Origin of the sequence: Bradyrhizobium lablabi (assembly GCF_900141755.1) — a bacterium.
In the GTDB taxonomy this organism is placed as follows: domain Bacteria; phylum Pseudomonadota; class Alphaproteobacteria; order Rhizobiales; family Xanthobacteraceae; genus Bradyrhizobium; species Bradyrhizobium lablabi_A.
Genome location: NZ_LT670844.1, coordinates 5,435,244 through 5,456,169, shown reverse-complemented (window position 1 = coordinate 5,456,169; position 20,926 = coordinate 5,435,244). Strand labels below are relative to the sequence as shown.

Below are 20,926 nucleotides of genomic sequence, written 5' to 3'. Positions count from 1 at the left end.
ATCCTCCTGTTGCCGCCGATCAATGTCTATCGGGCGTTTCAAGTCGTCCGCCACAAGGCGCGGGGCCAATCGATCAACTTAATCCTGGCCTTCGACCGCCTGTCGCCCAATCGAGAAGCTCAACCGTGTGCACCACAGGAACTGACGTGCCGCCGGCAATCTGAACCATGCATCCAATATTGCCCGCAGCAATCATGTCCGGCTTGACCATCGCAATATTGGCGACCTTGCGATCGCGCAATCTGCTCGCAATGTCAGGCTGGAGAATGTTGTACGTCCCCGCCGAACCGCAACACAAATGGCTCTCGGGTACATCTTTCACCACGAATCCGTTCTTGGAAAGCAATTCTTTCGGAAGCTCGCTGATTTTCTGTCCGTGCTGCAGCGAACAAGCCGAATGATAGGCGATGACGATATCGCTTTGCTGCTGCGATGGCGTGAGTTCGATGGCGCCGAGATACTCGGTGATGTCCTTGGCGAGCGCCGATATCTTCGCGGCCGCGGGCGCGAACTCGCGGTCCTCGCGCAGCATGAAACCGTAGTCCTTGATCACCGTTCCGCACCCGGACGTCGTCACCAGGATGGCGTCGAGGCCGCCTTGCTCGGCCTCCTTCTGCCACACCGTGATGTTGGCGCGCGCCCGCGCCAGCGCGTCGTCGTCGCGTCCGAGGTGATGGGTCAGCGCACCGCAGCATTGCTCGTCCCTGACCAGCACGACCTCGATGCCGTGACGCGTCAACAGACTGATCGCGGCCTGATTGATGCGCGGCGCCAGCACCTGCTGGGCGCAGCCCTGCAGCAGCGCAACTCTACCGCGCCGTTGGCCAAGGGCCGCAAAGACGCTTCCGCCTGATGGTCCGGGCGCCGGCAGGCGGCGCGGCGCGAGCGCTAGCATCGCCTTGATCCGCCGCAATAAAGTAGGCGATGCCGATGCCGACCTTGGGATCGGCAGCAGGGCAGCGAGCGGCCGGCCGAATCGCGCCAACATCATGCTCCAGCGAAACAGTCCGGGCCGCGGCAGCACCCACGCAAGGACCGCCCGCAGCGCCCGCTCGGGCAGCGGCCTGGTATAGTTCTTCTCGATCCGGACCCGCGCCTGGTCGACCAGATGCATGTAGTTCACGCCCGACGGACAGGTGGTCATGCACGCGAGGCAGGACAGGCAGCGGTCGATATGCTTCACCACCTCCTGCGTCGGCGGGCGATCCTTCTCCAGCATCTCCTTGATCAGATAGATCCGGCCGCGGGGGCTATCGAGTTCGTCGCCGAGCAGTACATAGGTCGGACAGGTCGCGGTGCAGAACCCGCAATGCACGCAGGCGCGCAGGATCTTGTCGGCTTCCTTGATGTCGGGATCGGCGAGTTGGGCGAGGCTGAATTCGGTCTTCATGCCGCGGCACCTCGCAGCATTCGGCCGCGATTGAGGATGTTCTTCGGATCGAAGCTTTGCCGGACGCGCTCACCAAGCGCCGCAAGGCCGCCAGCCTGTGGATGAAATACGTCGACATTGCGCCGTACCTCTTCGGATGCGCGAATCAAGGTGGCGTGACCGGAAGCCTCCTCGGCGCGCTGGCGCACCAAAGCGGCCTGGGCGTCGGGCTTGGGCGGCAGCGCCGCCCAGATCAGGCCCCCGCCCCAGTCGTAGATCACATCGCCGCCTGTGTCGCGCGCCAGCCGCTCGCCGAGCACCCCGCCCGAGGCCGGCGGACAGGCGATCCGCCATACCGGCCAGGCGCCGAGCGAGCCATTGGCCGCGAATGGTCTTATGTCGCGAACCGAACTCCAGATAGCAGCTGAAGCGGCATCTTCGACAATTTCCGCGCTCCCAAAGGGCGCGAGAAGTTTGGCGAGCGCCCCCGCGCGATGGGAAGCCGACCCCGTGATGCCCTCCAGCCGCAGCAAGGTGACCGCGGCTTGCACTGAGCCGAGGTCGCCGACCCCGCCGGTATCCGCCCGAAACACCGAATTCGGCACATGCGCGGCGCCGGACACATCGAACGGTGAGCCCAGCGCCGCCGTCATCGCCTTATTGGCGCTGACATCGTCGAGCCCCCGTAGCACCAGCGTGCGCTCGCTCTCCGGACGCGGCATCACCTTCAGCGTCACTTCCGTCATTACCGCCAGCGTGCCCCAGGACCCCGCCAACAGCTTGCAGAGGTCATAGCCGGTGACGTTCTTCACCACCCGCCCGCCGGCCTTGAAACTGTCGCCGAAGCCGGACACCGCATGCGCGCCCAACAGATGATCGCGGGCGCCGCCGGCCTTGATCCGGCGCGGGCCGGCGAGGCCGGCGCCGATCATTCCGCCGATGGTTCCGATATCGGGCGTGCCGAGCAGCATGGACGTGTTCATGGGCTCGAACGCGAATTGCTGATTCTTGGAATCGATCAGCGAGAGCACATCCGAAAGCGGCGCCCCCGCCTGCACAGTGATGATCAGTTCGTTCGGCTCATAGGATGTCACCGCATTGAGCGCCGACAGGTCGAGCACCGCATTGGTCGCCATCGGCTGGCCGATCAGCCGTTTTGAGCCGTGGCCGATGATTTCCAGCGGCTGGTCGCCGGCAATCGCCGCGCGCACCGCCGCTTCGACGTCCTTGGCGTCACGTACTTTCAGAGTATCCACGCCGTCCTTCTCACGTTTCCCCGAGCGCCCACGACATCCTCACTTCGACCACTATCGAAACATCTCAGACAATATTCGTCCTATATCGAACTATACCTGTCAATCACGGAGCAAGAACCATGGGTCAATATGCAATCAACAAGAGTGTGAGCGAGGCCGTCAGCGGCGGCGGATTGTTGGTCGTCGCGCAATGGGAAGCGAGGGAGGGACAAGCCGACCGGATCGCCGATATCCTGTCGCGCTTCCTGCCCGAGGCGCAAAGCGAACCCGGCGCAAAACTGTTCCTGATTTCGAGGGCGAAAGAAAATCCCGCACAGTTCCTGTTCTACGAACTGTTTCAAGACGAAGCCGCCTTCAAGGCGCATCAGGAGAGTGCGCATTTCAAGACCTATATTGCCGGCGAGGCGTTGCCGTTGCTCGCCAAGCGCGAACGCGCGCAATACGCGCTGCTGTAAAGGTTGCGCAGTCGCCTGTCCGCATTTCGCTGTCATCGTCCGCCACCGGGTCGGCGCGCCGCGCCGCCCGATGACAGGCTCCAGCGGACGATCCAGTAACCACAAGCGTCGAAGATAAACCTGGACAGCGCGGAGTACTGGATACCCCGCCTGCGCGGGCTATGACGAGCGGAGAGCGGGGTATGACGATTGGAAATTGAGGTGAGCTCATTCGGCTAGAACCGCGGCAGCTCGGGAAACGCGAGCTTGCCGGCGTGGACGTGCATGCGGCCGAGCTCCGCGCAACGGTGCAGGGTCGGAAACACTTTTCCCGGATTGAGCAGCCCCTGGGCGTCGAAGGCGCATTTCAGCCGCTGTTGCTGGTTCAGATCGATCTCACTGAACATTTCCGGCATCAAATCGCGCTTTTCGATACCGACGCCGTGCTCGCCGGTGAGCACGCCGCCGAGTTCGACGCAGACGCGCAAGATGTCGGCGCCGAAAGCTTCCGCGCGCTCCATCTCGCCGGGCTTGTTGGCATCGTAGAGGATCAGGGGATGCAGATTGCCGTCGCCGGCATGGAACACGTTGGCGACGCGCAGATCGTATTTGGCCGAGAGGTCGCGGATGCGCGAAAGCGCTTCCGGCAGTTTGCCGCGCGGGATGGTGCCGTCCATGCAGAGATAATCGGGCGAAATCCGCCCCACCGCCGGAAAGGCCGCCTTGCGGCCGGCCCAGAACAAATTGCGCTCCATCTCCGAACTGGAAATCCGGCACGAGGTCGAGCCGCATCCTTGCGCGATCGCCTCGACGCGGCCGATCAGTTCATCGACCTCGACGCCGGGACCATCGAGCTCGATGATCAGCAGCGCCTCGACGTCGAGCGGATAGCCGGCATGGACAAAAGCCTCCGCGGCGTGGATCGCCGGCCTGTCCATCATCTCCATGCCGCCCGGAATGATGCCATTGCCGATGATCCGCGCCACGCATTCGCCGGCCGCCTCGACCTGGGCAAATCCGACCATCAGCGCGCGTGCCGTCTCCGGCTTCTGCAGGATCCGCACCGTGATCTCGGTGATGACGCCGAGCAGGCCTTCGGAGCCGGTGATGATCCCCATCAGATCGTAGCCGGAGTTCTCAGCGGATTTGCCGCCGACGCGGATGACTTCGCCCGTGATCAGCACGATCTCGCAGCCGAGCACGTTGTTGGTGGTCATGCCGTATTTCAGGCAGTGCACGCCGCCGGAATTTTCCGCCACATTGCCGCCGATCGAGCAGGCGATCTGCGACGATGGATCGGGCGCGTAGTAAAAACCGGCATGCGCCACCGCCTGGCTGATGGCGAGATTGGTCACGCCGGGCTCGGTCACCACCACGCGGTTGTCAAAGTCGATCTCGCGGATGCGCTTGAATTTGCCCAAGCCGAGCAGCACGCCATCGGCGAGCGGCAGCGCGCCGCCGGACAGCGACGTGCCGGAGCCGCGCGGCACCACCTTGATGCCCTGCTCGAAGCAAAATTTGAGGACCTTCGATACCTGTTCGGTGGTGTCCGGCAGCACCACGACCATCGGCGGTTGCCGATAAGCCATCAGACCATCGGATTCGTAAGGCAGCATTTCGGCGGGGCTGTCGATCACACCCTCGCCCGGCACGATCGCGCGCAGTGCTGCGACGATTTCATCGCGGCGGTCGAGGACGGCCTGGTCGGAAGCGGGCATCATGATGGTCATGGGTTTTTCTCCGACAGGAGCTCGCGGGCCGCGAGCGCATTCGCTCGCCGATTTCTGGTGGCAAATCAAGCACGTCCGGACCGTTTTGGGTAGCTCACCAAAGAGTGACCGACCGGGAATGCCGGCCATCACCAATGTTATGGGGATGATCGATGAAACCTGGAACCATTTCGCGGCTTGTAGACACTGAGGCCGCCGTGTCACAACGGCGGCGGCACCGTCGCCCCCCTCTCCAAAACCCACCAAGAGCACACCATGAAAAATTTGGCACTGAGCGCGCTGGTCGTCATTCTATCATCGGCGGCGGCATCCGCGGCCCTGGCGCAGGACGTCGCGGCTGGCAAGACCTCGTTCAACAAATGCATGGCCTGCCATTCGATCGGCGAAGGCGCCAAGAACAAGGTCGGCCCCGAGCTCAACGGCCTTGACGGCCGCAAGTCCGGCACCGCCGACGGCTATTCCTATTCGGATGCCAACAAGAATTCCGGCATCACCTGGAACGAGGCCCAGTTCAAGGAATACATCAAGGACCCGAAAGCAAAGATTCCCGGCACCAAAATGGCCTTCGCCGGCATCAAGAACGAAAAGGAGGTCAACGACCTCTGGGCCTTCATTTCGCAATACGACAAGGACGGCAAGACGAAGTAACCAGATTGCCGTCGCTCCCTCGCCCCGCACTTTGCGGGGTCGAGACGAGCGGAAGCCATCCCCCTTCCACCGGTGGAGGTGTGATTTGGTTCATAGGCATCCGACCAAGGCCGGACTAGAATTGCCTAGCCGGCCTCATCACGGAGGCCAATGATGGAGGTTGTTTCATAAGGGGGATTATTTTGAAATCATTTTGGCGAATGACTTTTGTCGTGGCGTTGGCATTGAGCGGGCCGGCCTTCGCCCAAAAGCTGGTCGATCCGAATGCCGTTGCTCCCGAGTATCGTGAGGCGGCGGAAGCGCGCCGTGCCGAGCAAATCAGGCAGCGCGAATGCGCGCACCAGGCCGATGTGGCCAAAGTGCTGCCTAGGGATCGGATCGCCCATATCACGAAGTGCCTGGCGGAAGCTGAGGCTGCCCCACACCCGGCAACGGCGTCGGCGCACGAGTGAAGATTGCTGACTGGTTGCGGCCCTTCCACGTCATGGCCGGGCTTGTCCCGGCCATCCACGTCTTTCTTGCGGCGATACCGGCAAGACGTGGATGCCCGGGACAAGCCCGGGCATGACGAGGAACTAGTTCGCCGCGGCTGCCGTGCCGCGCGTGAGCTTGCCGATCATGGCCTCGATCTCGCTCGTCACAAGCTCGGGTGCCGCATTCTGGACCATGTGGCCGACACCCGGCAGCACGATCAGTTTCGCGTGCGGCGCGGTGATTGCGAACGGCCGCGAATGGATGTTGGTCGACACCGTCTTGTCGACGTCGCCCGAAATCACGACCGTCGGTGCGCTGATCTCGGCATAGCGCGACGCCTGCGCTTTGACCGCCGTTTTCAGCGTGACGAGGTCCCAGGCATTGGCGAGGAATTCTCGCGGGCGCAGCAATAATGGCGTGGCGGTATCGCTGACATAATTTTCCGGCATGGTCTGCGGCAGGAACACGCCGCGGGCCCCACGCTCTGCGAGGAAATAGCCGAGCGGAAGCGTGATAGTGTAGGCGAGCAGCGGGCCGATCACGGGCGTGGTGACGAGCTTGTTGTACCAGCCAACGCCGCCGGGCCACGGATAAGCGACCGGCGCCAGCATCACCAGGCCCGCAACGCGCTTGGGATAATCGAGCGCCATCTGCGCGCCGAGCGCGCCGGCCCAGGAATGGACGACGAGGATGCCAGGGCCGACGCCGAGTTTTGTCAGTGCCTGATTGATCATCCTGCCCTGGATCGCCGGCGTGGAATCCTCCAGACGCGCACGCGTGCTCCAGCCATGCCCGGGACGATCGATCAGGATCACGCGATGCATTTTGGCGAGCAGTTCGCCCAGCGGTTGCCGCATCGCTTCGAGATTTGAACTCGCGCCATGAATCATCACGATGGGCGGGCCGGCGCCATCGTGCGGGCCGAGTTCGAGGACGTTCAGTGTTGCGCCATCAACCTCGATCGACTGGCCTTGCGCGGGAAAAGCGCGCTGCACGGCAAGCACACCGGCCTGCGTGACCAGCGCCAGGAAAGCCAGCGCCGCCACGAGGATGATTGCTATCATGTGCAAGGTCCGGATGAGTTGGGGCACAAGCAAGTTACGGAGCTACAGCGGGTGCGGTTTCGTGACGCCACCAGAGGCGGTTTCGCGATCAGAATACCCAAAACGGATAGGTTTTCCCGCCCCTCATGCAGGTGCCTTCATATAGCCGTCATCGGCAACTTTATATAACCGGGATCGGCACTGTGGCGATCGGACGAGCGCGGAGCCATCGAGGTTGTCATCGCCCGACCTATCCACATTATCCACAGGAACGCAGATCGGGCGCTCAACGTTATGTTACGGGACAATTGGAGATTTTCGATGACTTCCAGACCGAGTGAAGCCGCCATCGACGAGATTGTGGCGAGCTGCAATGGCGACCTGCACGGTGCGCTGAAGGCGCTGCTGTTGGTCAACGAGCAGCTCGAGGCGGAACTTTTGCAGCTTTACGCAGCGGTGGCCCTTGGCGGGCCGTTCGAGCGCGGCAGTAACGCGCTGCACTAGGGCCGCGATCGGTTCTGACGGGACCAGAACCGATGCGTGAGAGCTTTGTTTTGACGCGTTTTGTTCGCGCGAAGTGCTAACGGCGGCGGAGAGATCAGGACTCTGATCGAACAGCATCGGATCGAACAGCATGGGATCGAACAGCATCGGATCGATCAAAGAGCGATCAGATATCGCGGCCTTCGACCTTTTCGCTGAGGGATTTGACCAGTTCCGGCACCTTCTCGAGATGCGGGTTGATCGCGAGGGCCTTGCGGAAGGCGTCCAGCGCGCGCTTGTCGTCGCCTAAGTCCTGCATGATCATACCAAGGCCGGCCAGCGCGCCGAAATGACGGGGCTCGCGAACCAGGACCTGCTCGATATCCTGAAGCGAATGGGCGTAATCGTTCTGCAAATAATACAGCGTCGCGCGCCGGTTCCAGGCCTCGACATAATCGGGCCGCAGCTTGACCACGGCATCGAGCAGCTTCAGCGCGATTTCCATCTGCTGGGCTTCCATCGCGGCCTTGGCGCGCAACATCAATAGCGCCGCGGTATCGCTCGGGGTCTGCATCCAGATCGCCCAGATCCGCGCCTCGACATGCTTGGCGCTGTCCTCATCGGGCGCGGCCTTCAGCGCACCGAACAGGAAATCCAGGCCTTTGGTCTTGTCAGCGCCGACCTTCGGCAGCTTGCTGGGTGCTTCCGGCGGCTTTTTCCGGGACGGGGCAGCGTGCGGGTCCTGCGCAAAGGCCAAGGCCGGCACAGCCGCTATCATCACCGTGAAGAGGATTGCGGTCAGGCCGTCGCGCGCGCGAGGGAATCTTGATGCCATGGCCAAAGTCTAGACGCGGAAAAACGCGCTGCAAAGCAGCAACGGCGTCAAAGACCCGTGAAGGCCCAGAATTTTCGTGGAAACCTCGAGCGAGCCGGAATCAGGCCCGATTCAGCCTTGTATCAACCCTGGCGCGCCTTGAAGCGGCGCTGGACCTTGTTGATCACATAGACCCGGCCCTTGCGGCGGACCAGACGGTTGTTGCGATGGCGACCACGCAGCGATTTCAGCGAGTTACGGACCTTCATGGGACAATCCTGATGCTTTGAAAGGCCGTGTTGGACAGGCCGAAATACATGGCAAAACGGGCTTCATCCCGCCGGCGGCCGCGCCGCCCGGGACGCGCGGTTTCTAAGCCATGCAGCGGCCGAATGTCAATCCAAACAGCCATTTTGGGGCCGATTTGGCCGGGCCACGGGAACCGCACCGGGTTAATGCGGGAACTCGACCATGGCCTCGCCGGTCGCGACCTTCTCGCCCGCCTGGTTGCGCACCATGACGTCGATCAGGACCCAGCGCGACTTTGCTGTCGCCCGCTTCGAGGTGACGATCCCGGTCGGCTTTATGGTGTCGCCCGGCCGGACCGGCTTGACCCACCTCGTTTCGAGGCGGCGGTGAATGGCGCCTCGCGGATAGGCCCAGCCGGTGATCATGCGTGAGATCAGCCCAAAATTGTTCATGCCGTGCATGATGATGCCGCCGAAATTGGTCTTGCCGAAACTGCCCTTCATGTAGTCGTCATCGAGATGCAGCGGGTTGTAATCGAGCGACGCGTCGCAAAACAGCCGGATCGATTCGCGGCTGACCGCGAAAGTCGGACCCTCGATCGCGTCGCCGGCCTTCAGGTCTTCAAACGTCGTTGTCATGATGCCCTCACTGCGGCCGGATGGTCCAGCCGCGGCCGGAACAGATCACTTCGCCGTGCTGGTTGAAGAAGACATTGTCGTGCACCACGAACAGCCGCTCGCGCTTGATGAACTTGTCGAGCGCGCGCGCCTGCAGCGTAATCACGTCATTAGGTCGCGCCGGAATGTTGTAGCTCCAGGATTGCCCGGCATTGACGGTGCCTGGACTGCGCATCCAGTCGTCGGCCGGCGTGCAGGAAAACATCAAGAGGATGTGGATCGAGGGCGGCGCGATCAACCCGCCATAGCGCGTGGTCTTGGCGTAGGCCTCGTCGAAATAGATCGGGTGATCCTCGCCGACCGCCTTGCAATACAATTCGATCGCTTCCCGCGTCAGCGTGTAGGGAATAGTCTTGCGCGGCTCGCCGGGGATGATGTCGTCCCACACTTTCCGCAGATTGGCGTGTTTCCAGAAGTCGGTCTCGAAGGCTTCCGCCTGCGCCATCTCATCCTCCCGTTTCCGCGGTCTTGTTAAATTTGTTATATGGTATAATCAATTTTCAGACTGTACAGTCAAGCGGCCGTCGGGAACCAAAAATGACAAAATTGAAATTGCCCAATATCGAAGACGTCGTGGCGATCGACATCCACACCCACGCCGAAGAGCCCTGCGGCATGCATGGCGACGACGGTTATGACGACTTCCAGGCGCAGATGGCCGACTATTTCAAGTCGCCGCACAAGCACCCGCCGACGGTGCCGGAAACCGCGGCCTATTATCGCTCGAAGAAAATCGCCGCGGTGATCTTCCCGGTCGATGCCGAGCGCGAGACTGGATTCCGCCGCTACAACAATTACGAGATGCTGGAAGTCGCATCCGAAAATCTCGACGTGCTGATCCCCTTCGTCAGCATCGATCCGCACAAGGGCAAACTCGGCGTGCGCGAGGCGCGCAAGCTGATCGAGGAGTACGGCGTCCGCGGCTTCAAATTCCATCCGACCATGCAGGGCTTTTATCCGAACGATCGCATGGCCTATCCGCTGTATGAGGCGATCAACGAGGGCGGTGCGATCGCGCTGTTTCACACCGGCCAGACCGGCGTCGGCAGCGGCATGCCGGGCGGCATGGGGATGCGCTTGAAATATTCCAACCCGATGTACATGGACGACGTCGCGGCGGATTTCCCCGACCTCAAGATCATCCTCGCGCATCCCTCCTTCCCCTGGCAGGAAGAGGCGCTGTCGGTCGCGACTCACAAGCCGAATGTCTATATCGACCTCTCCGGCTGGTCGCCGAAATATTTTCCGCCGATTTTGGTGCGCTACATCAACTCGATCCTGCAGGACAAGATGCTGTTCGGCTCGGACTGGCCGGTGATCACGCCCGACCGCTGGCTGTCGGATTTTGCCAAACTCGAGATCCGCGACGAGATCAGGCCGAAGGTACTGAAAGCTAACGCGCGCAGGATTTTGGGTATATAAGCCCGGCTGATCTCAAAAAAAGCGAGCTGTGCCGTGACCATCAAAGCCGTCGTGTTCGATGCCTATGGCACGCTGTACGATATCCAGTCGGTGGCATCGGTCACCGAGGAGGCGTTTCCAAGCTATGGCGAGATCATCACGCAGATCTGGCGCATCAAGCAGCTCGAATACACCTGGCTGCGTTCGCTGATGCGGCGCCACCAGGATTTCTCCGTCATCACCGAGGAATCGCTCGCCTACACGCTGAGAGTGCTTGGGCTCAAGGCCGAGCCCGGCGCGTTCGCGCGCATCATGGAAAAATACCTCCATCTCGACCTTTATCCGGATGCGCTCGCCACGCTGGCCGCGCTGCGGGGCTGCAAACTTGCGATCCTTTCCAACGGCTCTACCGCGATGCTCAGCGCGCTGGTGAAAAATAGCGGGCTCGACCGCGTGCTGAACGCCACCATCAGCGTCGATTCCAAAAAGATCTTCAAACCCGCTCCAGACGCCTACACGCTGATCGAGGAGGTACTCGGCGTGCCGCCGACCGAGGTGCTGTTCGTGTCGTCGAACCCGTGGGACTCCTGCGGCGCCAAGTCGTTCGGGCTGAACGTCGCGTGGATCGAGCGGGTGACGCCGGAGGCGATGGCGCTGGCGTGTGTGAAGAGCGACGTCGTTCCCCCGCTCACGATGTTCAAGGCGATCCGCACCCAGATGGACGAGCTTGGGCTCAAGCCCGACTATCGCATCCACGCGCTATCGGAACTACCCGGTCTGGTCGCTGCGCATGAGCCTTGAATCGGTCCGGGCGTTTTTCGCGGAGAAAGCTCCCGATATCGCGGTGATCGAGTCCACCGAAAGCTCGGCAACTGTGGAGCTGGCGGCGCAAGCCTATGGCGTCGAGCCGGACCGGATCGCCAAAACGCTGAGCTTGCGGATCGGTGAGCGCGTGGTTTTGATCGTCGCCAGCGGCACGGCGCGGATGGATAACAAGAAGCTGAAGGCGCACTTCGGGGCAAAGCCGAAGATGCTCGGCCTCGACGAGGTCGCCGCGATCACCGGCCACGAAGTCGGCGGCGTTTGTCCGTTCGGATTGAAGACGCCGCTGCCGGTTTATTGCGACATCTCGTTAAAGGCGTTCGACGAGGTTGTGCCGGCGGCGGGCTCGACCCACAGCGCGGTCCGCATCGCGCCCTTTCGGCTGGCCGACCTCGTCAACGCCGAATGGGTCGATGTGTGCTGAGGATCGGCTGAGACCCGCATGTCCGCCGCCGCCAGGTTCGCACGGACCGGAGGCCGGTCGCCCGTCCGCCCAACCAAGATGCAACTCGGTTCGCAAATCGGCGCGCGACCGGACTTGCGGGTTGCACAAAGGTCCACGTGGATTTAATCCGGGTTCAGCGGGCCTTGCGGGGGGCCCTTCCGAGTTTGCCGGCAACCGACAAGCGCTTGGCGAGAAAATCCGCCAGCACCTCGACGCGGGCGGGGCGCGGGCCGCCGGGCGGCGTCACCAGATGCACCGAGCCCTCGGTCTGCTTCCAGTCTTTCAGGATCACCTCGACCTCGCCTGCGGCAATCGCCTCGCCGACGATGAAATCCGGTAGATCGGCGATGCCCAGGCCCGCGAGCAGCGCCGGTATCAGCGCTTCGCCGTTGTTGACGCGCAAGGGACCGGCGGGGCGCACGCTCGCCTGCTCGCCGGCGGCATTGGTGTAATTCCAGGCGCCAGCCGTCGAGAGATAGGCGTAGCCGAGACATCGATGCTGCGCGAGATGCATCGGATGGGTCGGCCGGCCGTAGCGCTTCAGATAGGCGGGCGAGGCCACCGTATAGCGCGGCATCGCGCATAGCCGCCGCGCGATCAGGGAGGAATCCGGCAGGCTCGCGATCCGCAGGCCGGCGTCAAAACCCTCGCCGATCAAATCCACCATGGCGTCGCTCAAATGAAGGTCGATCGAGACGTCAGGGTATTGCGCGAGAAAATCCGGCAGGATCGGCGCCACCGACTTCACCCCGAACGTCATCGGGACTGCGAGCCGCACCAATCCGCGCGGCGCCACCGATTGCGCCAAGGCCTCGTTCTCGGCCGCCTCGCCATCGGCCAACAGACGCGCGGCGCGTTCGGACAATTTCTGACCGGCATCCGTCAAGGCGAGCCGCCGCGAGGTACGGTTGAACAGCCGCGCCCCGAGCCGTTCCTCCAGCCGGGTGACGGCCTTCGACACCGTCGCCTTGGACAGCGCCAATTCGCCGGCCGCCGCGGCAAACGACCGCAATTCCACGACTTTTGCAAAAATCGCCAGCCCTTCGAAGTCGGGGAGTTTGGCCATTGGAGCACTCCGATTAGGACAATAATAGAAACAATAGGTTTCGATAGTTTCTATTTCTAACACATCTGGAAACGCATATCCACTGCCGCAACGGAATTCGAACAGCGGAGAAATCCAATGGCCAAATCACTTGCCGGCAAGGTTGCCCTCGTCACCGGCGGCTCGCGCGGTATCGGCGCGGCAAGCGCCCGCGCGCTCGCCGACGAAGGCGCCAACGTCGCCATCAGCTATGTCGCCTCGCCCGACAAGGCCGAAGCGGTGGTTGAAGAATTAAAGGCCAAGGGCGTAAAGGCGCGCGCCTTCAAGGCCGACCAGGCGAACTCGAACGAAGTCGATCAACTGGTGAAGGATGTGGCAAACCATTTCGGCCGGCTCGACATCCTCGTCAACAACGCCGGCGTTGCCGTCGGCGGCGCGGTCGATGACGCGAACGCGGATGTTGCAGCGCTCGCGCGACAGGACGCCATCAACGTGCACGGCGTGGTCACCGCGATCCGTGCGGCGTCGAAACTGATGGGCGAAGGCGGCCGCATCGTCACCATTGGCTCGGGCATCGCCACCCGCGCATCGTTTCCGGGGCTTGCCGACTACGCCGCCACCAAGGCCGCGATCGTCGGCTACTCCAAGGGCGCGGCGCGCGACCTCGGCCCGCGCGGCATCACCGTCAACGTGCTGCAGCCCGGCTCCGTCGACACCGACATGAACCCGAAGGACGGCCGCGCCTTTGCCGAAGCCCAACGCACCCAGCACGCGCTGCAGCGTTACGGCACCCCTGAGGAAATCGCCGCCGGCGTCGTGTTCCTTGCAAGCCCCGGCGCGTCGTTCGTGACCGGCACCGTGCTCAATGTCGACGGCGGCTTCGGCGCCTGAACTCCAACAGAAATCCACTCTTTAAGGAAAAAATCCCATGATCGAACTCAGACCCTTTGCAAAACTCGGCGGCGCCGATCACGGCTGGCTGAAGGCAAAACACCATTTCTCGTTCGGCAGCCATTACGACCCCAGCAATATGGGCCACGGTCGTTTACGGGTGTGGAACGACGACGAGATCGCGCCGAACACCGGCTTTCCCGCCCATCCCCACGCCAACATGGAAATCATCACCTATGTCCGCGAGGGCGCCATCACCCATCAGGACAGTCTCGGCAACAAGGGCCGTACTGAGGCGGGCGACGTGCAGGTGATGAGCGCCGGAAGCGGCATCCGTCACTCCGAATACAATCTGGAGCCGACCAAGACAAAAATCTTCCAGATCTGGATCGAGCCGAATACCGAAGGCGGCCAGCCGACCTGGGGCGCGAAACCGTTCCCCAAGGCGGATCGCTCCGGCAATTTCGTTACGATCGCCAGCGGAATTAAGGGTGACAACGACGCGCTGCCGATCCGCGCCGATGCGCGCGTGCTTGCGACGACGCTGAAGGCCGGCGAGAGCGCGGAATATGCGCCAGCAAAAACCCGCAACCTCTATCTGGTTCCGGCGGCGGGAGCCGTCGAGGTCAACGGGGTGCGCGTCAACGCCCGCGACGGCGTCGCGATACGCGACGAGGCGAAACTGAAGATCACCGCGCTGGAAGATTCCGAGCTGGTGCTGGTGGATGCGGCGTAAGGCCGTGCATCGACAGACACACTCGCTCGTCATGCCCGGGCATAGCCGTACGAAGGACGGCGTCGCTTCCGCTCGCCTGTGCCCGGGTATCCTTCCTGTTCGGAAGGTTCTTTCGAAAAAGTGATGGATTGCCGGGTCAAGCCCGGCAACGACGCTCTAAATGAAACGAAGCCCGATCAACCCTCCCGGAGACCAAGCATGACTAAAGTTCTCGTCCTCTATTATTCCGCGTACGGCCACATCGAGAAGATGGCCAACGCCGTCGCTGAAGGTGCCCGCGAAGCCGGCGCCACCGTCGATATCAAGCGGGTGCCCGAGCTGGTGCCGCCGGAAGTCGCAAAAGCGTCACACTATAAGCTCGACCAGCCGGCGCCGGTCGCAAAGGTCGAAGAGCTTGCCAATTACGACGCCATCATTGTCGGCACCGGCACCCGCTTCGGCCGCATGTCGTCGCAGATGGCGAACTTCCTCGACCAGGCCGGCGGCCTCTGGATGAAGGGCGCCCTGCACGGCAAGGTAGGCGGCGCTTTCAGCGCGACCGCGACCCAGCATGGCGGCCAGGAAACCACGCTGTTCTCCATCATCACCAATCTGTTGCATTTCGGCTTGACGGTGGTCGGCCTGAATTACGGCTTTGCCGGCCAGATGAAGCTCGACGAGGTTACCGGCGGCTCGCCCTATGGCGCGACTACGATCACCGGCGGCGACGGCAGCCGTCAGCCGTCCGAAAACGAACTCGCAGGCGCGCGCTATCAAGGGCGTACGATCGCGGAGACTGCGAAGAAACTGCATGGCTGATGCGATGCGGGCGGCATTCTCTTTTGCGAATGCCGCCCCATCTCTGTGGCGGAGACGATGGGCTTCGCCATGCTCGAGATTCTGTTTTTCTATCAACTGGCGCGCAATCCGCTCGAGGCGATTGCGCGGCGTTGGTATTGCCGCAGCCTGTTCCGCGCCTCGCGCGGACGGCGTGGGTGCCCGGAAAGCACCAATTCCTGATTGTTACGCTCTCCGGCAAGCACGCGGCGAGGGCAAGCTGACGCGCGCGTTCCCAATCCCCTAAAAGTTGGCATATAAGGGCCGGACTGGTTTCTGTCCGGCAGGTTCATTTTTGGGGAAATGTCGATGACAAACTGTACGGTGGCGCATGAGTAATTCTCATGAAGTCCCTTTTGGAGTTTCTTGGCCGGAATTGCCGACCGCATCCTGGCGCGACACCTGCGAGACCCTGCATCTGTGGACCCAGATCGTCGGCAAGATTCGTCTCGTCCGTTCGCCCTGGCTGAACCACTCCTGGCACGTCGCGCTCTATGTCACCTCGCGGGGGCTGACTACCTCGCCGATCCCCGACGGCGGGCGCGATTTTCAGGTCGATCTCGACTTCATCGATCATGTCTTGCGGATTTCGACCACTGATGGCGCGACGCGGCAGTTTGCCCTCGCCGGCAAATCCGTTGCCGGTTTCTACACGGCGATCCTGGCAGCGCTTTCCGAACTCGGTATCCACATCGCAATCGACGAGACGCCGAACGAATTGCCGGAGCCGATCAAGTTTTCGCTGGACCACAAGCATGCCTCCTACGATCCGGAAGCGGTGCGGCGGTTCTTTCAGATTCTGCTCAATGCCGATCGCGTGTTAAAACAATTCCGCACCTCGTTCCTCGGCAAGGCGAGCCCGGTGCATTTCTTCTGGGGCAGCTTTGATCTCGCGGTGACGCGGTTTTCCGGCAAGCGCGCGCCGCGCCATCCCGGCGGCGTGCCGCATTTGTCGGATGCCGTCGCTTGCGAAGCCTACTCGCACGAAGTCAGCAGCGCCGGCTTCTGGCCGGGCGGCGGCGCGATCGACTACCCGGCGTTCTATTCCTATGCCTATCCCGAGCCGCCGGGTTTCCGCACCGCGCAGGTCACGCCGAAAGCAGCATTCTTCAGCGAGGCGCTCGGCGAATTCATTTTGCCTTACGACGCCGTGCGCACGGCGGCGAGCCCGGACCAGGCGCTGCTCGAATTTTTGCAGAGCACCTACGAAGCCGCCGCCAACGCCGCAAAATGGGATCGCGACGCGCTGGAATGCCCGCTCGGCCAGCCCGGCGTGGTGCGGCAGATTTAATTCTCTTCGCGCGAGGCTTGCGCTATGGAGCAGCACCAGCGGGTGGGGCTCGTCTCCGCGACAGAACGCCATCCTGCACAGGCGAACCAGATCGGCGCCATCGCCAGCGTGCAAGGCGTACAAACAATTCCTGTCCAGGTTTCTCGATCAAATAATAGCTGGCGCTCGCCACGGCGATGAGAAGACCAATATAAAGCATCGTTACCAGGATCGGCACGAAATGGCCGCCCAAGATGATCAGCTTGCCGGCCTCATTGCCAAGTGCCGAGCTTGCGCCTTCAGTCGTGGTCAGTACCCGGCCCGTTATCTTCTCGAACATCGAGAAGGGACGATCGACGAAATTGATGATGATGAAGGCCTGCCACATGTAGATCGAATAGGAAATCCGGCCGAGCCACGCATTTCCCCTGTTCGACATCAGGATCGAGATCGGCCCGGCCTCGAACGCAAAAACGAAGACGGCGACGGCAAAGACCAGCGGCGCGAAAAATGAATAGCCCGTGCGTCCAACAACCGACACATAGACGGTGATTGCGATCAGCGTCCCCACTTCTAGAAGTCCGCCCCTGAACTTGAGGTGGGAGGCAGCCTGCCAAAGGCGATAGGTCAGGTGCCCGACGAGGAAACCATAGAGACATCTGACCAGACCCAGATCATAGGTCGCGTCGATGCCGTGTTGCGCGAATAAAATAAGGATTGCGGCGCAGCCGATCAGCATTGCCGCAATAAGGCTCAAGGTCCCGAAACGGATCCGAGAAAGCCATGTTGCGGCAATGAACAGCGCGCCGGCAAAAATCAGATAGGTCCAGAACTCCGCGCAAATGCTCCAGCTCGGCGAATTCCAGGTCAGCTGCCGTTCGATTCCGAATGACTGGGCGAAGGCAAGGTTCATCGCAATCGTATCCAGCGAATAGGCCCCGGTGAAGGGTGGATTAGCGAGGGATGCGCCGCGCGCCGCGGAAACCGCCTTCGCGCTTTCGACGATGACAAATGCGAGGAGTACGACGGCGTGCAACGGCCACAGGCGACCGAAGCGCCTGACCGCGAACGCGCCTAAATCTTTCAGAGTTCGGAGACGGTTGGCGTAACTGTGGGTAATGACGAAGCCGCTCAACACGAAAAAGAAATCCACAAAAAGAAATGCGTTGCGGACAAAATCCAGCGAATAGATCGCACTGAACACGTTCAGATGAAACAGCGCGACAAGCAGCGCGGCGATACCGCGCCAACCATCCAGCACACGGAACTGCCTGGTCTCATTGATCGCAGCTGAAGCCATGTTATTCCCCGTCATGTGACAGTTTGCCCAGCGCGCGTCCGACCCGTTTTGCCAACCAGGGATGACCCCGCAACCACTGCGCGGCGTAATCGCGCAGGACATAGGGAATACCCCGCCAGCCGAGCGCGATGCTTGCATCCGTCAGCGGAAACTGGGCTGCACCGAACCGGCGCTTGAAAGCATAATTGCCGATGCTCAAGTCGAACTGCCGAACGCCGTCCTTGTGTAAAGCCGCCATCGTTCGCTCAATGACCAGCCGACTCGGCGAGCAATGCGACCATCGTTTGCCGGCGTTACTGATACGCAGGAACACAAAGCTCGTCCCCCGTCTGATGCCGAGTCCGGTCGCAACTATTCCCTCGCCGCACACCAACGCCGATGCGACGACATAACCTTCTTCGAGGCCTCGACCAACGAGATCGCGATAGAACCTCGCGGGGGATTCGTCGTTCAAGCTGAATGGCGACCCAAGGGAATGCATGCGCGCCTGTTGTTGCGCATCCGTGGTGTCGAGCAGCGCCAGCGCCTCGTCAACGCTGGCGACGATCCGAAATGTGGCACCCGGAAAGCGATTGAAGACGCGCCAGCTTCGCGGCAGCTGCATTCGCTTGATTGAGGCGCGGTAGACATCAAAATCATCGCCGATCACGATGAGATTGCCGTTCAGAGAGCAGGAACCCATACGTCCCAGCGACGCAAGTGGATTTGGCCTGCCGTCGACATAGGCCGGCATCTTTCGCAGGCGGATGAGATCGATGCCCTCAGGCAACCTGCGCAGCGCAGCCATCAATGCCTGGCACAATAGGCGCGCGTCCGTGACGTCGCGCTGACCCAGGATCGGAGCGTTGTAATCGGTCAGATCGAGATCGGCGAATTCGACGATACGGATACCGCCCTTCACGCGATGGATCAGCGGTACCATGGCGACCTGCTGGTCGGTCGCGTTATCGGAGATGATGGCAATCAACGGAGAGACAGCATCGAACGCGCCGTACCAGGCCGCAAGCCAATGGGTATGTTGGAAGCTTGTTCCGGAGCCCGCGTTGCCCCAACGGGACAATGCCTGCGTCCAGTCGCGCACCAACTCGACCCGGAATCCGGAAACTCCCGAAAACGCCCGACTGCTCAGCCGCCCAACTTCCAAAACCGTCATTTCCAACCCACTTCCCGCAAACCGAGCATTCCCAGCACTGTCACTTCAGCCCAATTTGAAGACTTGTTCGTCATCACCACAGCCCGGTGCGTACGGCCGCTTTGTCCAGGCATGCGCCAAAGCGCTGTCCCGATATGAGACGGCGAACCAATCCTCAGCCGATATCTGGCAAGAAAAGTGCCCGGGGCGCCTGCGGCTGCTTACGGTAAGATAATGTCTGGGATGTATGGCTAACGCGGATCGTTAGAGAAGGCGCCGGCAACCCCACGATGACTCCAAAACCCGCATATCAGGCGCTCTTTCTCGGCGCCGGTCCGCAAATGCAGTGCGGCGTGGGACAGTTCACCCGATTGTTGTCGGAGACCGTTGAAAAGCTCGGCCCCGGCGGCACAACCACGTTAACCCTGACGCGCACGGAGGGGTCGGTCACCGAGATCTGGCGCGCCGTGGGAAGCGCGCGCAACGTGATCTGCAATTTCCCCATCGTAGCCTGGAAACGCGTGATATTTCGACCGCTGCTGGCGCTCGCCATGGCACAGCTGCGCCGACGACGTGTCATCCTGATCCAGCATGAATGGGCCGGCCTGCATTGGCTGCGCCGCATCACCTACATCCCAGCGCTGCTGCTTGCCGACACCATCGTGACGTTCTCAGCGCTGGTGCGGCGCGAACTCGCCTGCGACCCCATGGTCGGCTTTACCGCCAAAAAATGCGTGCTCGCGCCGTTGCCCCCTAACATCGAAGCGCCCCCGGGGATCGCCGATTCGGAGTTGCGCCACCGGCTCGTCGCCGCGCGCGGCGAGGGACGGCTGGTAATCGGCCATTTCGGATCGATCTATCCGAGCAAGCAGCCCAATGCGCTGCTTGGCATCGGCGCGGCCTTGAAGGCGCGCGGGCGAGCGCCGCTGATCGTCTATGTCGGGTCATTCATCCGCGGCGTCGACAATGTCGAGCACGAATTTTACGCCCGCGCCGCCGAGCTCGGCCTGTCAGGCGACGTCATCGTCAGCGGCTATGTCGCTTCCGACCATGAAGTGTTCGGCCTGTTTACCGCGATCGACGCATTCTGTTATCCACTCCAGGAGGGCCTCACCGCGCGGCGCTCCAGCATTCTGACCTGCGTGCAGTCGGGCCGGCCCGTCATCGTCACCGGCCCCGCCGAACCGGACGAGTTCGACCATCACCCGCGTTTCAAGGAACTGATCAACCGCGGCGCCATTATTCTGGTGGCGCGCGGATCGGATGACGATGCTTACGCCGAGCGGATCGTATCGGCGCTCAAGCGGCCGTCGGTGCAAGCGCCGTTCGATTTCGACGGCTGGTGGCAGGACGTCGCGCAGGCGGTACGGGCGCAGTTCTGAAAGCCTCACTCCCTTATTCGAAAGCGCGCCATGTCGTGCAGGCCGAACACCGCGAGCAGAAACGTGAACCACGTCGGATAGGCGCGATCGAGAAAGAAGCTCTCGAGGGCATGATCCGGAAAAGTGGGTACCGGTTTTCCGAAAAGATCATGCTCAAACAAAAAGATAGAGCGGGATGACGATTCGAAGAAAAGTCACCACGCTCTAGCGACGAAAGATAGAGGCCGAACAGCCAGATCTGCAGCAACGCCATCGCCAGCGGCCCGCCATTGCCGCCGCGATCGGCGGCGTGGAAATTCCGCAGGGGAGCGATCACCAGTACGGCGATCAAAAGCACCAACCCGGGCAATCCCATCGCCAGAGCTATATCAAGGTAGCCGTTATGACTATTCGCCGCCGTCGCCGCCCACTCCATGCCATCGGGTAGATTTTGCACCGCGCTGCTTCCCCAAAACGCGGCGAGTGGCGCAGGATTTGCTGAAATGCGGTGTAGGTCGCCCTTCACCACA

The 20,926-nt window shown here is 61.8% G+C and carries 25 protein-coding genes; 13 read left to right on the top strand and 12 right to left on the bottom strand.

Annotation, left to right across the window (positions count from 1 at the left end; all coding sequences use genetic code 11):
• Positions 1-73 precede the first annotated feature (73 nt).
• Together glcF and B5526_RS25480 are read right to left on the bottom strand one after the other, a co-directional pair.
• The gene (gene glcF, locus B5526_RS25485) at positions 74-1,390 is read right to left on the bottom strand and encodes a glycolate oxidase subunit GlcF (RefSeq protein ID WP_079542598.1); all 1,317 of its coding nucleotides are present in this window, start codon (positions 1,388-1,390) and stop codon (positions 74-76) included.
• Entirely contained in the window at positions 1,387-2,625 is a 1,239-nt protein-coding gene (locus tag B5526_RS25480; protein WP_079542597.1) for an FAD-binding protein, read from the bottom strand. The genes glcF and B5526_RS25480 overlap by 4 nt, the downstream gene beginning before the upstream one ends.
• Before the next feature lie 119 nt (positions 2,626-2,744).
• Here B5526_RS25480 and B5526_RS25475 point away from each other — a divergent pair, with 119 nt between their 5' ends.
• On the top strand, positions 2,745-3,080 hold the full coding sequence (locus tag B5526_RS25475) for a putative quinol monooxygenase (protein ID WP_079542596.1): 336 nt from the start codon (positions 2,745-2,747) through the stop codon (positions 3,078-3,080).
• A gap of 215 nt (positions 3,081-3,295) precedes the next feature.
• On the opposite strand, the gene B5526_RS25470 is transcribed toward B5526_RS25475, so the two are convergent.
• A complete protein-coding gene (locus tag B5526_RS25470; protein WP_079542595.1) occupies positions 3,296-4,789 on the bottom strand; it encodes an FAD-linked oxidase C-terminal domain-containing protein in 1,494 nt (497 codons plus the stop codon).
• A gap of 255 nt (positions 4,790-5,044) precedes the next feature.
• Between B5526_RS25470 and cycA the strand changes: the two genes are divergently transcribed.
• Positions 5,045-5,437: a cytochrome c-550 CycA gene (gene cycA, locus B5526_RS25465; RefSeq protein ID WP_079542594.1), complete on the top strand. Its 393-nt coding sequence runs from the start codon at positions 5,045-5,047 to the stop codon at positions 5,435-5,437.
• Between the two features lie 200 nt (positions 5,438-5,637).
• Positions 5,638-5,889, top strand: coding sequence for a hypothetical protein (locus B5526_RS25460; RefSeq protein WP_172842106.1), 252 nt, complete (start codon positions 5,638-5,640; stop codon positions 5,887-5,889).
• 123 nt (positions 5,890-6,012) lie between these two features.
• Here B5526_RS25460 and B5526_RS25455 read toward each other — a convergent pair whose 3' ends face one another.
• On the bottom strand, positions 6,013-6,975 hold the full coding sequence (locus tag B5526_RS25455) for an alpha/beta fold hydrolase (RefSeq protein ID WP_079542592.1): 963 nt from the start codon (positions 6,973-6,975) through the stop codon (positions 6,013-6,015).
• A gap of 300 nt (positions 6,976-7,275) precedes the next feature.
• Between B5526_RS25455 and B5526_RS25450 the strand changes: the two genes are divergently transcribed.
• The gene (locus B5526_RS25450) at positions 7,276-7,458 is read left to right on the top strand and encodes a hypothetical protein (protein ID WP_079542591.1); all 183 of its coding nucleotides are present in this window, start codon (positions 7,276-7,278) and stop codon (positions 7,456-7,458) included.
• A 166-nt stretch (positions 7,459-7,624) separates the two neighbouring features.
• Here the strand turns inward: B5526_RS25450 and B5526_RS25445 are convergent, their stop codons facing one another.
• The 4 genes from B5526_RS25445 to B5526_RS25430 form a co-directional block, all read right to left on the bottom strand.
• Positions 7,625-8,272 carry a tetratricopeptide repeat protein gene (locus B5526_RS25445; protein ID WP_079542590.1) on the bottom strand — a complete coding sequence of 216 codons (648 nt, stop codon included), beginning with the start codon at positions 8,270-8,272 and terminating at the stop codon, positions 7,625-7,627.
• Between the two features lie 122 nt (positions 8,273-8,394).
• Positions 8,395-8,520 (bottom strand): type B 50S ribosomal protein L36, encoded by a 126-nt coding sequence (ykgO, locus tag B5526_RS25440; RefSeq protein WP_002718645.1) that lies wholly within the window; start codon positions 8,518-8,520, stop codon positions 8,395-8,397.
• Between the two features lie 183 nt (positions 8,521-8,703).
• On the bottom strand, positions 8,704-9,138 hold the full coding sequence (locus tag B5526_RS25435) for a MaoC family dehydratase (RefSeq protein ID WP_079542589.1): 435 nt from the start codon (positions 9,136-9,138) through the stop codon (positions 8,704-8,706).
• 7 nt (positions 9,139-9,145) lie between these two features.
• The gene (locus B5526_RS25430; protein ID WP_079542588.1) at positions 9,146-9,622 is read right to left on the bottom strand and encodes a MaoC family dehydratase; all 477 of its coding nucleotides are present in this window, start codon (positions 9,620-9,622) and stop codon (positions 9,146-9,148) included.
• A 92-nt stretch (positions 9,623-9,714) separates the two neighbouring features.
• Between B5526_RS25430 and B5526_RS25425 the strand changes: the two genes are divergently transcribed.
• Genes B5526_RS25425 through B5526_RS25415 form a run of 3 tightly spaced genes read left to right on the top strand, consistent with a single transcriptional unit; the run spans position 9,715 to position 11,824 of the window.
• Complete coding sequence (locus B5526_RS25425) at positions 9,715-10,599, top strand: amidohydrolase family protein (RefSeq protein WP_079542587.1); 885 nt, start codon at positions 9,715-9,717, stop codon at positions 10,597-10,599.
• Between the two features lie 33 nt (positions 10,600-10,632).
• On the top strand, positions 10,633-11,379 hold the full coding sequence (locus tag B5526_RS25420; protein ID WP_079542586.1) for a haloacid dehalogenase type II: 747 nt from the start codon (positions 10,633-10,635) through the stop codon (positions 11,377-11,379).
• The gene (locus B5526_RS25415; RefSeq protein WP_079542585.1) at positions 11,369-11,824 is read left to right on the top strand and encodes a YbaK/EbsC family protein; all 456 of its coding nucleotides are present in this window, start codon (positions 11,369-11,371) and stop codon (positions 11,822-11,824) included. Before B5526_RS25420 ends, B5526_RS25415 begins: the two co-directional genes overlap by 11 nt.
• Positions 11,825-11,978: 154 nt before the next feature.
• Here B5526_RS25415 and B5526_RS25410 read toward each other — a convergent pair whose 3' ends face one another.
• Complete coding sequence (locus tag B5526_RS25410) at positions 11,979-12,911, bottom strand: LysR family transcriptional regulator (protein ID WP_079542584.1); 933 nt, start codon at positions 12,909-12,911, stop codon at positions 11,979-11,981.
• A gap of 117 nt (positions 12,912-13,028) precedes the next feature.
• On the opposite strand from B5526_RS25410, the gene B5526_RS25405 reads away from it, so the two are divergent.
• The 5 genes from B5526_RS25405 to B5526_RS25390 all read left to right on the top strand — a co-directional run bounded on the left by B5526_RS25405 (position 13,029) and on the right by B5526_RS25390 (position 16,624).
• A complete protein-coding gene (locus B5526_RS25405; protein WP_079542583.1) occupies positions 13,029-13,781 on the top strand; it encodes an SDR family NAD(P)-dependent oxidoreductase in 753 nt (250 codons plus the stop codon).
• Positions 13,782-13,818: 37 nt separating this feature from the next.
• A complete protein-coding gene (locus tag B5526_RS25400) occupies positions 13,819-14,517 on the top strand; it encodes a pirin family protein (protein ID WP_079542582.1) in 699 nt (232 codons plus the stop codon).
• Positions 14,518-14,715: 198 nt separating this feature from the next.
• On the top strand, positions 14,716-15,315 hold the full coding sequence (wrbA, locus tag B5526_RS25395) for an NAD(P)H:quinone oxidoreductase (protein WP_079542581.1): 600 nt from the start codon (positions 14,716-14,718) through the stop codon (positions 15,313-15,315).
• 69 nt (positions 15,316-15,384) lie between these two features.
• Entirely contained in the window at positions 15,385-15,516 is a 132-nt protein-coding gene (locus B5526_RS39485; protein WP_283807555.1) for a hypothetical protein, read from the top strand.
• Positions 15,517-15,664: 148 nt separating this feature from the next.
• Entirely contained in the window at positions 15,665-16,624 is a 960-nt protein-coding gene (locus tag B5526_RS25390; protein WP_079542580.1) for a DUF5996 family protein, read from the top strand.
• 22 nt (positions 16,625-16,646) lie between these two features.
• Here the strand turns inward: B5526_RS25390 and B5526_RS25385 are convergent, their stop codons facing one another.
• Positions 16,647-18,005, bottom strand: coding sequence for an acyltransferase family protein (locus B5526_RS25385; protein WP_079542579.1), 1,359 nt, complete (start codon positions 18,003-18,005; stop codon positions 16,647-16,649).
• A complete protein-coding gene (locus B5526_RS25380) occupies positions 17,905-19,056 on the bottom strand; it encodes a GNAT family N-acetyltransferase (RefSeq protein WP_079542578.1) in 1,152 nt (383 codons plus the stop codon). The genes B5526_RS25385 and B5526_RS25380 overlap by 101 nt, the downstream gene beginning before the upstream one ends.
• Before the next feature lie 269 nt (positions 19,057-19,325).
• Between B5526_RS25380 and B5526_RS25375 the strand changes: the two genes are divergently transcribed.
• On the top strand, positions 19,326-20,417 hold the full coding sequence (locus B5526_RS25375) for a glycosyltransferase (protein ID WP_154071456.1): 1,092 nt from the start codon (positions 19,326-19,328) through the stop codon (positions 20,415-20,417).
• 13 nt (positions 20,418-20,430) lie between these two features.
• Here B5526_RS25375 and B5526_RS37940 read toward each other — a convergent pair whose 3' ends face one another.
• A complete protein-coding gene (locus tag B5526_RS37940) occupies positions 20,431-20,925 on the bottom strand; it encodes a hypothetical protein (protein ID WP_154071455.1) in 495 nt (164 codons plus the stop codon).
• Position 20,926: the final 1 nt, after the last annotated feature.

Coding starts and splice junctions, on each gene's coding strand:
- wrbA (WP_079542581.1), top strand. CDS start 14,716: ATGACTAAAGTTCTCGTCCTCTATTATTCCGCGTACGGCCACATCGAG.
- B5526_RS25410 (WP_079542584.1), bottom strand. CDS start 12,911: ATGGCCAAACTCCCCGACTTCGAAGGGCTGGCGATTTTTGCAAAAGTC.
- B5526_RS25375 (WP_154071456.1), top strand. CDS start 19,326: ATGACTCCAAAACCCGCATATCAGGCGCTCTTTCTCGGCGCCGGTCCG.
- B5526_RS25405 (WP_079542583.1), top strand. CDS start 13,029: ATGGCCAAATCACTTGCCGGCAAGGTTGCCCTCGTCACCGGCGGCTCG.
- glcF (WP_079542598.1), bottom strand. CDS start 1,390: ATGAAGACCGAATTCAGCCTCGCCCAACTCGCCGATCCCGACATCAAG.
- B5526_RS25445 (WP_079542590.1), bottom strand. CDS start 8,272: ATGGCATCAAGATTCCCTCGCGCGCGCGACGGCCTGACCGCAATCCTC.
- ykgO (WP_002718645.1), bottom strand. CDS start 8,520: ATGAAGGTCCGTAACTCGCTGAAATCGCTGCGTGGTCGCCATCGCAAC.
- cycA (WP_079542594.1), top strand. CDS start 5,045: ATGAAAAATTTGGCACTGAGCGCGCTGGTCGTCATTCTATCATCGGCG.
- B5526_RS25455 (WP_079542592.1), bottom strand. CDS start 6,975: ATGATAGCAATCATCCTCGTGGCGGCGCTGGCTTTCCTGGCGCTGGTC.
- B5526_RS25390 (WP_079542580.1), top strand. CDS start 15,665: ATGAGTAATTCTCATGAAGTCCCTTTTGGAGTTTCTTGGCCGGAATTG.
- B5526_RS25475 (WP_079542596.1), top strand. CDS start 2,745: ATGGGTCAATATGCAATCAACAAGAGTGTGAGCGAGGCCGTCAGCGGC.
- B5526_RS25460 (WP_172842106.1), top strand. CDS start 5,638: ATGACTTTTGTCGTGGCGTTGGCATTGAGCGGGCCGGCCTTCGCCCAA.
- B5526_RS39485 (WP_283807555.1), top strand. CDS start 15,385: ATGCTCGAGATTCTGTTTTTCTATCAACTGGCGCGCAATCCGCTCGAG.
- B5526_RS25430 (WP_079542588.1), bottom strand. CDS start 9,622: ATGGCGCAGGCGGAAGCCTTCGAGACCGACTTCTGGAAACACGCCAAT.
- B5526_RS25470 (WP_079542595.1), bottom strand. CDS start 4,789: ATGACCATCATGATGCCCGCTTCCGACCAGGCCGTCCTCGACCGCCGC.
- B5526_RS25415 (WP_079542585.1), top strand. CDS start 11,369: ATGAGCCTTGAATCGGTCCGGGCGTTTTTCGCGGAGAAAGCTCCCGAT.
- B5526_RS25450 (WP_079542591.1), top strand. CDS start 7,276: ATGACTTCCAGACCGAGTGAAGCCGCCATCGACGAGATTGTGGCGAGC.
- B5526_RS25435 (WP_079542589.1), bottom strand. CDS start 9,138: ATGACAACGACGTTTGAAGACCTGAAGGCCGGCGACGCGATCGAGGGT.
- B5526_RS25400 (WP_079542582.1), top strand. CDS start 13,819: ATGATCGAACTCAGACCCTTTGCAAAACTCGGCGGCGCCGATCACGGC.
- B5526_RS25425 (WP_079542587.1), top strand. CDS start 9,715: ATGACAAAATTGAAATTGCCCAATATCGAAGACGTCGTGGCGATCGAC.
- B5526_RS25385 (WP_079542579.1), bottom strand. CDS start 18,005: ATGTCCTGCGCGATTACGCCGCGCAGTGGTTGCGGGGTCATCCCTGGT.
- B5526_RS25380 (WP_079542578.1), bottom strand. CDS start 19,056: ATGACGGTTTTGGAAGTTGGGCGGCTGAGCAGTCGGGCGTTTTCGGGA.